The sequence below is a fragment of the Mesorhizobium sp. WSM1343 genome, from assembly GCF_055901535.1.
Map to the genome: position 1 here is coordinate 5,537,432 of NZ_CM148370.1, position 11,210 is coordinate 5,548,641.

Consider the following 11,210-nt stretch of genomic DNA (forward strand, 5'->3'; position numbering starts at 1 on the left):
CTCAGCGCGCCAGAACGGATTTGAAGACCCGGCGCAGTTCGGCCGCCGGATCGGCCGCGAGCGTTTCGGAACGCCAGGCGACGTGGTGGTCGGGACGGACGATCAGGCAGCCGGTGTCGCGGATCTCCCGCGCGCCGGCCCAGTCGCCGGCATGATCCTCGATCGTGCGGCGCGGGCCGATCACATGGCTGCGGATCGGCAGACCGAGCTCCGCGCCCACCGTCTCCGCCGCGGCGACCCACGCCTCGCCGCCAATACCGGTCAAAAGCGTGAACTCGCCATGCCCGCAAAGATCGAGCGTCGAGACCTTCCTGCCCGAGCGCTCGAACACCCAGACATGCGGCAAGCGCGCGCCCGGCCACGTCGTTGGCGCATAGTGCAGCTCGCGATCCTTCTCGAATGCCGGCTCGCGCTGGCCGTCGGTCACCACCGCGCCGGACGCATAGCGCTGGTTCATCTCGACGCCATGGGCGTCGAACTCGTACTTCTTGAAGGCGATAGCCTTGCGGAGCGCCTCGCGCTGCGCTTCGGCCGCGGGCGTCGCGTCGGCGCGGGCCTCCATGTTCCTCTGGATCTTGTCGTGATCGACGCCGCCATCCATGCCGAGCGCCTCGAAGATCGGTCCGAATTCGGCAATGGACTGGTTCGCCCGCGTCACGATCTGGCGCGCGATCGGTGCGCGCTCGGCAGAGTAGCTATCCAGAAGCCCGATGCCCGCCTGCCCCTTGACGACCTTGGCAAGCTTCCAGGCGAGATTGAACCCATCCTGGATCGATGTGTTCGAGCCGAGCCCGTTCGAGGGCGGATGCCGGTGCGCGGCGTCGCCCATGATGAACACCCGCCCCTTCTGCATGTGCGTGGCGAAGCAGTTGTTCACCGTCCAGGTGTTGGCGCCCAGGAGCTCGATCTCGAGCGCGGAATCTCCGACCAATTGACGCGCGACCTCGGTGGCCAGTTCCGGCGTTACCTCCGGCGGCGGCTGGTTGATGTCGTAGCCCCAGACGATCAGCCACTCATCCCACGGCCGCACCATGCGAACCAGACCCATGCCGATGCCGCCGACGTCGGCGCCGGGCTGCATGACCCAGTAGAGGACGCTCGGCCGGTGCGCGACGTATTTCGACAGATCGGCCCTGAACAGGATGTTCATCGAGCCGCCGACGCCCATCTTACCGTCGAGCGGCAGGCCCAGATGCTCGGCCACCAGCGAGTTGCCGCCGTCGGCGCCGACGAGGAACTTCGACCGCACGGTGAAATCCTTACCCGACAGCCGATCGCGGCAGGTCGTGGTCACGCCGTCCGCATCCTGGACATGGCTGACATATTCCGTGCTCATGCGTGCCTGCGTCCCGCGGGTGCAGGCCGACTTGAACAGGATCGGCTCCATGAAGGTCTGGGGCAAATCGTTCATGAAACAGGGAGACGACAGCAGATGTTCGGCCTTGGAGAGCGGCGCTGTACCCCAGCTCTTCATGCGGCCGATCTCCTCGCCGGCCAGGCTTTCGCAGAACACGTTCTCGCCCATCAGTTCCTGCGGCGAGGCGTGCATCATGGCCTCTGCCTCGACATCCGGACCGAGGTCGCGCAGCACTTCCATGGTGCGCTGGTTGGTGATGTGGGCACGCGGCGTGTTCGACAACCAGCGATAGCGATTGACGATCATGTTGGCCACGCCGTAGCTCGACAGCAGCGCGGCGGTGGCCGAGCCGGCCGGGCCAGTGCCGACGATCAGCACGTCGGTTTCGATATCCGCCATCAAATTCCTCCCTCGATCTTCGGACCGGTCAGCCTGCGGCGGACCGGAAACAGGTGCAGGCCATTGCGGGACGCGATCAGGCCCCAGAGCCCCTTTGGCGCAAAAAGCATCACGACAACGGCGATGAGGCCGAGCGTCATCAAGTACCAACTGCCGTAGTCGGCCAGCGCCGAGCGCAGCGCAAAGAAGACCAGCACACCGAGGATCGGCCCCTCGATGGTGCCGATGCCGCCGATGACGACAATAAAGATGACGTTGGCGGTCCAGTCGGTGACGGCAAAGGCCGCGCTCGGCGAGATGCGGGCCGTCTGCAGGAAAATCAGCGCGCCGGTCAGCCCGGTGGCAGCCGCGGCGATCAGAAAGACCGCCCATCTGAGCCGGGCGGTATCGACGCCCACCGATTGCGCCGCGTCGACATTGTCGCGCACGGCCGCCAGCGCCAGCCCGAGGCGGCTGCGCAGCAGCCAGTAGATGCCGCCCGTCACGGCCACGACCAGCGCCAAAGCCAGCCAGTAGGCCATGACATCGCGTGCCGCGGCCTCGCGGACGCCGAACAGCGCCCGGACCGCATCGGTGCCCAGGATGCTGCTCGTCGCCTCGCGCGGCAGCGACGTGCCGGTGCCGCCGCCAAGTGCCTTCCACTGCGCAACCAGCAGGCGCGTCACTTCGGCGATCACCCAGGTGCCGATGGCGAAATACGCGCCCTGCAAGCGGAACGCGAAAAAGGCCGTCGGAACCGCCAGCACCAGTGCCGCAAGGGCGCCCAGCGGGATCGCCAGGACCGGATTCCAGCCGAGCAGGATCACGCCGGCGAACATCGCGTAGGCGCCGATGCCGACGAAAGCCTGCTGGCCCACCGAGACCAGGCCGCCATAGCCCGCCAGCAGGTTCCAGATCTGCGCCAGCGTCAGCATGGTGAGGATGAAGAACAGATCCTGTATGACACCACGCGAGGCCACGGCAGGCAGCGCGAGCGCGGCGACGAGGAAGATCGGCACGATGATCGCGGTCACGGTTCCGGCGCGGGTGCGGGTTGTCAGTCGATACATGCCGGCCCTCAATCCACTGCGCGCGGAAAAAGCCCGCGCGGCCTGAGCAGCATCACGGCCAGGAAGGCGATGTGGCCGGCCAGGATCTGCCATTCCGGATTGAGCGCGGCGCCAAACGTTTGCGCCACCCCGATGATGATCCCGCCGGCAAGCGTCCCCCACAGGCTGCCGAGGCCGCCGATGATCACCGCCTCGAAGGCATAGATCAGCCGCGCCGGTCCGATCGAAGGATCGAAGTTCGCGCGCATGCCGAGATAGAGCGCCGCCAGCGTCACCACGACCATGGCGATCCCGGTGGCGATCGCGAAAATCCGCTTCGGCTCTATCCCCATCAGCCCCGCCGTCACGGCGTCGTCCGAGGTGGCGCGGAAGGCACGGCCGAGGGCGGTGTGGTAAAAGAGCGCGTTGAGCGCAATGATCGTCACGATCGCCGAGGCAAAGGTCATCAACGGCATGATCCCAACCGTGACCAGCCCTAGATCGAGCGATGCCCCTTCCAACGCGCCCACCGGAATGCGGCGGCTGTCGGCGGAGAAGGCCTCGAGCAGGCCGTTCTGCAAGGCGACCGACAGGCCGAACGTGACCAGAAGCGGCGGCAGGATGTCCTTGCCCAGCACGCGGTTCAGGACGGCGGCCTGCAGCAGCCAGCCGAGCCCGAACATCACGGGCATGGCAATCAGGGCAGCGATCCAGGGCGACAAGCCGAGCAGCGTGACGCCCATCAAAACCAGATAAGCGGCAAGAATGATGAGGTCGCCATGGGCTAGGTTCACCAGCCGCATGATGCCGAAGACGAGGCTCAACCCTGCTGCAAACAGGGCATAGAGCCCGCCCAGCAGAATCCCTTGCACGAGGGTGTCCAGCCAGATCATCGCCGCGCCACCTCGATCAGGCCACAAGGGTGCTGTGCGAGCAGACGACCGAGCCTTGGTTCCCGCGTCATGCCGCCACTCCGAAATAGGCAGAGTGGATATCTTCGCGCGTGACCTCGGCCGCCCTGGCGGCCAGCGTGACGCGACCCTCCATCATGCAGTAGACGCGGTCGGCCACTGCCAGCGCCTTGCCGATATCCTGCTCCACCAGCACGATCGCGGCGCCGCCTTGGCGGATCCTGGGAAGTGCTGCGTAGATATCGCGGATGACGACGGGCGCGAGGCCGAGGCTGATCTCGTCGCAAAGCAGCAATTCGGGGTTCGACATCAGCGCCCGGCCGATCGCCACCATCTGCTGCTGGCCACCCGAGAGCGCGGTACCGGGGCTCTTGCGCCGCTCGCCCAGGATCGGGAAAAGGTCATAGACCGCGTCGAGGCTCCACGGCCCCTGCACCTTACGCGCCTGCCCGCCGACCAGCAGATTTTCCTCGACGGTGAGCGAAGGGAACAGCCGGCGCCCCTCCGGCACCATGGCGATGCCGCGCTTCATGATCTCGGCCGAAGACAGCGCGCCGATCGGCTCGCCCCTGTGCAGCACCATGCCGGGCGCGTTGCCGATCACGCCGGTGATCGAGCGCATCAGCGTGGATTTGCCGGCGCCGTTGGCGCCGATGATCGCCACGCATTCGCCCGCGGCCACGGTGATATCCACACCGAACAGTGCCCGGAACTGGCCGTAATTCGCGGTGAGGCCGCGCGTTTCCAGCATCAGACCTCGAGCCCCAGATAGATTTCGCGAACCGCCTTCGAGGCCATGATCTCATCAGGCGCGCCGATCCCGATCACGCGCCCGAAATCCAGCACGAGGAGCCGCTCGACCACCGAATTCAGGGCATGCAGCACATGCTCGATCCAGATGATGGTGGTCCCCCTCGCGTGGATGGCTCTGATCGTCGCGACCAGGGCCTTGCATTCGCCCTCCGTCAGACCGCCCGCGATCTCGTCCAGAAGCAGAAGTTCGGGGCCTGTCGCCAAGGCGCGGGCGAGTTCCAGGCGCTTGCGGTCGAGAAGGCTCAACGAGCCGGCCACGAAATTGGCTTTCCTGAGGAGCTCCGTCGCCTCGAGGATACCAGCGCAATTCTCGACCATCTCGGCCTCGCGTCCGCCGCGGCCGAAGGCGGCGGCGGTCAAGAGATTCTCGAACACGGTCAGCCCCTCGAAAGGCTGCGGAATCTGGAAGCTGCGGCCGACGCCCATGCGCACCCGCTCCATGGCCGGAGCGCGGGTCACGTCGCGGCCGAGGAATTCGATGCGGCCCTCATTTGCAAACAAGTTTCCGGTGATCAGGTTGAAGAGCGTCGATTTTCCCGCGCCGTTCGGGCCTATAATGCCCAGCGCTTCGCCGCGCGGCACGCTGACGGTCACGGAATCCGCAACCTTCAGGGCGCCGAAGGACTTCGAAACGTTTTCCAGCCTGAGTATCATCACAGTCATCCTTGGGTCGCGCCGAACGAGGGCGGCGCAGCCGCCCCCGGCAGCGTCAGGCCAGGGCTTCCATCTTGCCAGCGGTGGGAATCTCGGTAGCGCCGGCGTTCTCGACGATCACCAGATCGAAGCCGCCACCGGCCTTCTTCCGCCACTGGCCGCCAACGAGCGGCGTCTTGCAGACGTTCTTCGCGGCGAAAGGCGGCAGTCCCGCACCGCTCCATGCCACTTTCCCCACCACCGTCGTCATGTCGGTGGCGGCTATGGCCGCCGCGATCGCCTCGGCATTGGTCGGATCCGAAACGCGCCCCATGACATTGGCCGCCACCTCGAACAGCGAATGGACAAAACCGATCGGCTGCGTCCAGGGGCGCCCGGTCTTGGCGGTGAAATCCGCCGCGATTTCCGCCGAGCTCTCGCCCGTCACGGACGATTTGAACGGATGCGAGGCCGACCACCAGACCTCGGATGAGAGGTTGTGGCCAGCATCGCCCAGCGTCTCGACCGATTGCGGAAAGAGGATCGCTTTGGCCACCGTTATCGCCTTGGGCTTGAAGCCCTGCTGGCGGGCCTGGTTCCAGAAGGTGGTGAAGTCCGGCGGAATGACCACACCGGTGACGATCTCGGCATTGGCCGCCTTGAAGGCGTTGACCTGCGCGGTGAAATCGTCCGACAGGTTCTGATAGCGGCCGGGATCGGCAAGGCTGAAACCGGCGGCATCGAGGCCCGGCTTCAAGCCGTTCTTCGGATCACCCCAGGCATTGCCGTCGGCATCGTTGGGGAACAGCCCTCCCACCTTGCCGTTGGTGGAAAGCTGCTTCCACATGCCGGTGTAGACGGCGATGATGTCCTCGAGACCCCAGAAATAGTGATAGGCGAAGTTGAAAGGCTTCCACGAGGACGGATCGGCCGGATTGCCCTGCTGGCCGATGAACCAGGGCTGCCACGGCGCCATCGTCGAGATCACCGGCACGCCCTCCGCCTCGCAGGTGGTGGCCACCGGATTGGTGTTCTCGGGCGTCGAGCCGACGAGCATCAGGTTGATCTCGTCATCGACGATCAGGCTCTTGGCTACCTCGGCCGCGCGGTTGGGGTTCGACTGGCTGTCCTTGACGATGACCTCGAAGTTCTTGCCCGCCTCGGAAGCGAGGAAGGCCTTGATGTTGTAGGCGTCGCTTTCCGCGAAGCCGGCGAGCGGCCCCGTCTGCGGCGAAACATAGCCCAGGCGGATCTTGGCGCCTTGCGCGATGGCCGGCGTCGCCAGGCGCGAACCGGCGAGCGCCAGGCCTGTCGCCGCCGAGGCTTTCAGTAGGCTGCGTCTTGTGATCATGTTTGGTTCCTCCCTCTTGTTTTGTTCTCAGTCCCCCGGACGGCGTCCCTCCCACGCCGCCTGAAGGAGTTCCCTTATCGATCCCGGATCAATCGGCCTTGGATTCGCATAGGCATTCTTCACCGCGATTGCCGCCGCGCGGTCGAGATCGGCCTCCTCGATGCCGATCGCCTTCAGGCTCAGCGGAGAGCCGACCGACTGTGCGAAATCCCAGAGCCCGCCGCCCGCCGAACCACCACCGAATGCCTCAGCGATCGGGCGCAGCAGATCGGGCACCGCCGCTTCGTTGAAGGCGGTCGTGTAGGGCAGCAGGATGGCGTGGGTTTCGGCGTGCGGCGTGTCGAACGAGCCGCCGAAGACGTGCGCCAGCTTGTGATGCAGCGCCATCGAGACATAGCCGAGTGCGGTCGAGCAGCACCACGCCGCATAGAGCGCCTGCGTCCGCGCCGCGCGATCCTGCGGATTGCCGATCAACCTTGGAATGCCTTCCCGAAAGGCAACCATGGCATCCCTGCACATCAGCACGATGACCGGATTGCGATCGGGGGCATACAAGGCTTCCATCGCATGAGCGATCGCGTTCATCGCCGAGGTTACGGTGAGATTTACCGGCAAGCTCAGTGTCAGATCGACGTCGTAGATCACCGTCTCTGGGCGAATGTCCGGCGAGCGGCGGGTGGTCTTCTCGCCGGCTGCCGTCTCGCCGAGTATGTCGGTCATTTCCGAGCCGGCATAGGTGGTGGGAATGACCACCTGGTCGGCGCCCGTGCGCACGGCAATGGCCTTGCCGAGCCCAGTGGTCGAGCCGCCGCCGAGGCTGACGACCGCCGAAGCGCCACTGCCGCGGAAGGTATCGATGGCCTTTTCCGTGACCTCGACAGGGGTATGCATGACCGCGCCGGCAAAGATCCCGGCGGCGAGGCCACCAAGGCTTGCGGCCAGCCTTTCCGCATCGCCCTTCTGATGCGGCGTCGAAAGCACCATCACCTTTTCATGGCCGAGCCGCCGGACTTCCTCCTCGACGCGAGCCATGGTGCCGGCACCGAAGACCACCCGTGTCGTCAGGCCCGGAAAGGTGAAGCTGTCCATCATCGCGCCGCCTCCATGCGCGGGCCACGCCCGGCCGCGAGGTCGTCGAGGATAGTGCCCAGCATGGCAATCTCGGCGTCCGAGACCTCATGGCCGCGGCCCGGGAACAGATCGGCCCGCAGGCTCGCGCCAATCCGGCCCAGCGATTGCGCGGCATCGGCAAACGCCGAGACCGGTATCCACGGATCGGCATCACCACCGGAAAGATAAATCGGCATTCCGGCCGGCGCCGCCTCGGATCTTTCGTCCGCCGGAACGCCGACACGGCAGCCCGTGAAGGCCGCCAAAGCGTCCGGCGGCGGCAGCCCCGCACAGAGATATTCGATCGAGAGACACGCCCCTTGCGAGAAGCCCGCGAGAAGCAGCGGCAGTCCGGGCAGTTCGGCACGCGCCGCAACCATTGCGGCCGCAAGGTGGTCGAGCGCGTCAGAGAGCTGCGCGCGGGCGACCGACGTCAACGGGTCGACGGCACGCGCCTCCCACCACATGCCGTGCGGCGCGCGCGGCAGGATGAAGGCCACGGCCGACGCGGAAAGCCGCGACAGCACATGGGACTGCATCTCTTCGGGCGATTGGCCGCGGCCGTGGACGAAGACGCAAATCGCCTTAGCCTCCGGGCCTCTTGGCCCAAGCCGGAGCGGACCGCTGCCTGAACTCACGCGAAATCCGCCTGTTCCAGGCCGGCCTGCAATTCGCTCTCGCGGTCCTTGAACCAAGGCGGGAAGACCAGCGTCTTGCCGATCTGGCCCGGAGGCTCGTCCTTGGCCCAGCCTTCCGGCGTGGTCCAGGCAATTTCGAACAGCGCGCCGCCGGGCGAGCGGACATAACAGGACTTGAAGTAGTTGCGGTCCTTCTGCTCCGATATGTCCGTGAAGCCGAGGCCCTCGATATGAGCGCGCAGCTTCAACTGGTTCTCTTCGTCGCCGGTGTTGAGGGCGAGGTGGTGGATCGTGCCTCCCGCCAGAGTCCAGGTGCCCTGCGGGCTGTCGCGGTCGACAATGACCTCCACGCGCTGTGCGACGCCGGCCGCATCCGGCACGCGGAACACGAGCCCCTCGTGGTCGTCGGCCTCTTTCTCCATCGGCAATGCGATGGTCAGGAAGTCGTCCATGGCGGTGCGGTCCATCACCGCCACCACGGCGCCGTAGATTCCCTTGATGCCGTGGGCCTTGCCGATGCCCTGCGCCTCGTTGGTGATGGGCGCGCGGGGATCCCTGTCGCTTTCCACCAGCTCATGCGGGATACCGCAGGGATGTGCGAAAGCCGCACGGTCGGCGCCAAAACGGGTGATCTTGATGGCCTCGATGCCGCGCGCATTCAACCGGTCGACCCAGAAATCCGCGGCGCCCCTGGGGATCGACTGCATGATGGTGCGCGACTGATTGGACCCGCGGCGGCCATAGACGCCCGGCTTGCGGAACGGGAAGGTGGTGATGATCGTCGACGCATCGCCATTGGGCGAGCCGTAATAGAGGTGGTAGACCGGGATGACGCCGTCGAACAAGACGGTGCGCTTCACCGAATGCAGGCCGAGCGCCTTGGTATAGAAATCAAAATCTTCCTGAGCGCTGTCGGTCGAGAGCGTCAAATGGTGGTAGCCGCTGATACGTGCCATCGGTCATCTCCTCCCAGAGGTTTCGGTATCGCTCCGCCGCTGCGGGCAGAGCACGAGGTTGAGGTCGAGCGCGTGCTTGCGTTTTCCTCCATTGGGCGGCAGCGCGCGGAACTCGGCCATGAGTTCGGGTTTGACCCCGAAGATGGCATCCCGGCCGATCGCAGGGTCCGACCGGTCGAAGATGTGGGTCGTCAGCGTCTCGAAGCCCTCCGCCGAGACGCGAAAATGGATATGGGCCGGCCGCTCGAGGCCAAGGCCGAGCGCTGACATCAATTGACCGACCGGTCCGTCCGACGGCAGCGTATAGCCCTTCGGCTTCACCGTCGTGAAGCGGAACCGTCCCTGCGGATCGGTACGGAAGCGTCCGCGCAGATTGAATTCCGGCTGCCGGTCGGGTTCCTGGTTCTCGTAGAGACCCTCGGCATTGGCCTGCCAGATCTCGACCGTCGCATCGCTGACCCCCGCGCCGTCGAGCGCGACGATGCGGCCCGCGACCTCCAGCGGCTCGCCCTTGTGATCGCGCGAGATGTTCGCGCCGGGTGGCATCTCCGGCACGTCGGCCCGGTAGAAGGGCCCGGCCAGGGTGTTTGGTGTCGCTCCGGCGGGGCGCGGGCTGTTCTGATCCTCGATCAGCGAAGACACGCCCAGGACGTCGGCGAACAGCACCCATTCCTGGCGCCGCGCATCGGCGTAGTGACCAACCTCGGTCAGAAAATCGATCGCCTGGCGGAATTCCTCGCCGGAGGGCCGCAACTCCACGATCAGCGCGTGCAAACCATCCACGGCTGCCTGCGCCGCCGCCGCCAAGCGGGACTGGCCCATTGCCGTCAGGCGCCGCGAGAATTCCTCGGCCTGCGTCGATATCGCCTTGGGGGACTCATCCCGCTTCGGGTCGTGCTGGCCGTGCATTCCGCCGGGGCCTCCCTTCCCCTTGCCAAGCGGGATAGCACGGCCCGACGCGATGCTTGATGAGATGTGACGTCCCTTGTATAGCGTTTTGCTATGAAGCTGAACGAGCGCCACCTCATGCAGCTCGCCGCGGTGCTGGATGCCGGCGGCGTGTCGGAAGGAGCCGCCATGCTGGGCTTGACCCAGCCGGCGGTCAGCCGATCACTGGCCATGCTGGAGGCGCGGGTGGGTGAGCCGCTGTTCCTCAAGGGCCGCCGGCCGCTGCAGGCGACGCCGCTCGGCTTCCAGCTGGCGGCGCAGGGCCGCACGATCATCACCGCGTCGCGCAAGGCGTCGGATGCGGTGCAGGGCTTCATGAAAGGCACCAAAGGTGTCGTCCGTGTCGGCGGCGTGCCGTTCTTCATGGACGCGATGATCAGCCGGATGATCGGAGAATTCCAGAAGCTCGAACCCGAGGTCACCGTTCAGCAGAGCTATATGAACCTGCCCGAGATGGTCGCGGCGCTGGACAGCAACCAGATCGACCTCGGCATCGTGCCGATCGGCGTGCTCGACCTTGGTCCCGGCTTCGAATTCACCGAAATCCTGCCCGGACGCAATGTCGTGGCTTGCCGGCCCGATCATCCCCTGCTGCGAAATCGCCGCCTCAGGGCGCATGACCTGACCAGCTTTCCCTGGGTGGCTCCCCTGCCCGGCTCTCCGCTGATGTCGGACCTGCAGATGATCCTGATGAGCATCGGCATGTCGGACCTGAACATCCGCTATTCGGGAGGCTCGCTGATGAGCGTGATCAACTTCCTTGCCGAAACCGATGCGTTGGCCGTGCTGCCATTCTCCGTAGTCTTCGCGCAGCGCAAGGAGAGCCGGGTTACGGTGCTGCCCTATGAAATCCCGCAGCCCAGCCGCTCACTCGGTATCCTTCGCCGGGTCAGCGGACCACGCTCACCGGCGGCAGAGCGCTTCGCCGGCCACGTCACGACCGCCTTCGAAAACCTGAAGCACATCATCAAACGGCATGAGAATGCCGTTGTCTGGGGACGGTAAACCAGCCTCGCTATTCGAATGATGCGGTAGCGTCACACAACGCGCATGTTTCCTCCAGCCG

At 65.7% G+C, this 11,210-nt stretch carries 11 protein-coding genes; 1 reads left to right on the plus strand and 10 read right to left on the minus strand.

Annotation, left to right across the window (positions count from 1 at the left end; genetic code table 11):
• Position 1 precedes the first annotated feature (1 nt).
• From AC0NIL_RS27080 to AC0NIL_RS27125, 10 genes are all read right to left on the minus strand, one after another.
• Positions 2-1,756, minus strand: a complete 1,755-nt coding sequence (locus tag AC0NIL_RS27080) for an FAD-dependent oxidoreductase (protein WP_063167502.1) — start codon at positions 1,754-1,756, stop codon at positions 2-4.
• Complete coding sequence (locus AC0NIL_RS27085) at positions 1,756-2,805, minus strand: branched-chain amino acid ABC transporter permease (protein WP_063167501.1); 1,050 nt, start codon at positions 2,803-2,805, stop codon at positions 1,756-1,758. The genes AC0NIL_RS27080 and AC0NIL_RS27085 overlap by 1 nt, the downstream gene beginning before the upstream one ends.
• An 8-nt stretch (positions 2,806-2,813) precedes the next feature.
• Positions 2,814-3,677, minus strand: a complete 864-nt coding sequence (locus AC0NIL_RS27090; protein ID WP_013533093.1) for a branched-chain amino acid ABC transporter permease — start codon at positions 3,675-3,677, stop codon at positions 2,814-2,816.
• Positions 3,678-3,744: 67 nt separating this feature from the next.
• Positions 3,745-4,446 (minus strand): ABC transporter ATP-binding protein, encoded by a 702-nt coding sequence (locus AC0NIL_RS27095; RefSeq protein WP_063171519.1) that lies wholly within the window; start codon positions 4,444-4,446, stop codon positions 3,745-3,747.
• The gene (locus AC0NIL_RS27100; RefSeq protein WP_473572774.1) at positions 4,446-5,162 is read right to left on the minus strand and encodes an ABC transporter ATP-binding protein; all 717 of its coding nucleotides are present in this window, start codon (positions 5,160-5,162) and stop codon (positions 4,446-4,448) included. The genes AC0NIL_RS27095 and AC0NIL_RS27100 overlap by 1 nt, the downstream gene beginning before the upstream one ends.
• A 55-nt stretch (positions 5,163-5,217) precedes the next feature.
• Positions 5,218-6,492: an ABC transporter substrate-binding protein gene (locus AC0NIL_RS27105; RefSeq protein ID WP_063171517.1), complete on the minus strand. Its 1,275-nt coding sequence runs from the start codon at positions 6,490-6,492 to the stop codon at positions 5,218-5,220.
• A gap of 27 nt (positions 6,493-6,519) precedes the next feature.
• Positions 6,520-7,584, minus strand: a complete 1,065-nt coding sequence (locus tag AC0NIL_RS27110; protein ID WP_013533097.1) for a maleylacetate reductase — start codon at positions 7,582-7,584, stop codon at positions 6,520-6,522.
• A complete protein-coding gene (locus AC0NIL_RS27115) occupies positions 7,581-8,141 on the minus strand; it encodes a dienelactone hydrolase family protein (RefSeq protein ID WP_244514269.1) in 561 nt (186 codons plus the stop codon). The genes AC0NIL_RS27110 and AC0NIL_RS27115 overlap by 4 nt, the downstream gene beginning before the upstream one ends.
• Positions 8,142-8,236: 95 nt before the next feature.
• Complete coding sequence (locus AC0NIL_RS27120) at positions 8,237-9,196, minus strand: VOC family protein (RefSeq protein WP_013533099.1); 960 nt, start codon at positions 9,194-9,196, stop codon at positions 8,237-8,239.
• 3 nt (positions 9,197-9,199) lie between these two features.
• Positions 9,200-10,105, minus strand: a complete 906-nt coding sequence (locus tag AC0NIL_RS27125; protein ID WP_275953871.1) for a dioxygenase family protein — start codon at positions 10,103-10,105, stop codon at positions 9,200-9,202.
• A 93-nt stretch (positions 10,106-10,198) separates the two neighbouring features.
• Between AC0NIL_RS27125 and AC0NIL_RS27130 the strand changes: the two genes are divergently transcribed.
• Entirely contained in the window at positions 10,199-11,149 is a 951-nt protein-coding gene (locus AC0NIL_RS27130; RefSeq protein ID WP_013533101.1) for a LysR family transcriptional regulator, read from the plus strand.
• The last annotated feature ends 61 nt before the right edge of the window (positions 11,150-11,210 follow it).

What these genes read in the sequence shown, in the direction of transcription:
- AC0NIL_RS27080 (WP_063167502.1), bottom strand. Translation starts at nt 1,756, where the DNA reads ATGGCGGATATCGAAACCGACGTGCTGATCGTCGGCACTGGCCCGGCC.
- AC0NIL_RS27085 (WP_063167501.1), bottom strand. Translation starts at nt 2,805, where the DNA reads ATGTATCGACTGACAACCCGCACCCGCGCCGGAACCGTGACCGCGATC.
- AC0NIL_RS27090 (WP_013533093.1), bottom strand. Translation starts at nt 3,677, where the DNA reads ATGATCTGGCTGGACACCCTCGTGCAAGGGATTCTGCTGGGCGGGCTC.
- AC0NIL_RS27095 (WP_063171519.1), bottom strand. Translation starts at nt 4,446, where the DNA reads ATGCTGGAAACGCGCGGCCTCACCGCGAATTACGGCCAGTTCCGGGCA.
- AC0NIL_RS27100 (WP_473572774.1), bottom strand. Translation starts at nt 5,162, where the DNA reads ATGATACTCAGGCTGGAAAACGTTTCGAAGTCCTTCGGCGCCCTGAAG.
- AC0NIL_RS27105 (WP_063171517.1), bottom strand. Translation starts at nt 6,492, where the DNA reads ATGATCACAAGACGCAGCCTACTGAAAGCCTCGGCGGCGACAGGCCTG.
- AC0NIL_RS27110 (WP_013533097.1), bottom strand. Translation starts at nt 7,584, where the DNA reads ATGATGGACAGCTTCACCTTTCCGGGCCTGACGACACGGGTGGTCTTC.
- AC0NIL_RS27115 (WP_244514269.1), bottom strand. Translation starts at nt 8,141, where the DNA reads ATGCAGTCCCATGTGCTGTCGCGGCTTTCCGCGTCGGCCGTGGCCTTC.
- AC0NIL_RS27120 (WP_013533099.1), bottom strand. Translation starts at nt 9,196, where the DNA reads ATGGCACGTATCAGCGGCTACCACCATTTGACGCTCTCGACCGACAGC.
- AC0NIL_RS27125 (WP_275953871.1), bottom strand. Translation starts at nt 10,105, where the DNA reads ATGCACGGCCAGCACGACCCGAAGCGGGATGAGTCCCCCAAGGCGATA.
- AC0NIL_RS27130 (WP_013533101.1), top strand. Translation starts at nt 10,199, where the DNA reads ATGAAGCTGAACGAGCGCCACCTCATGCAGCTCGCCGCGGTGCTGGAT.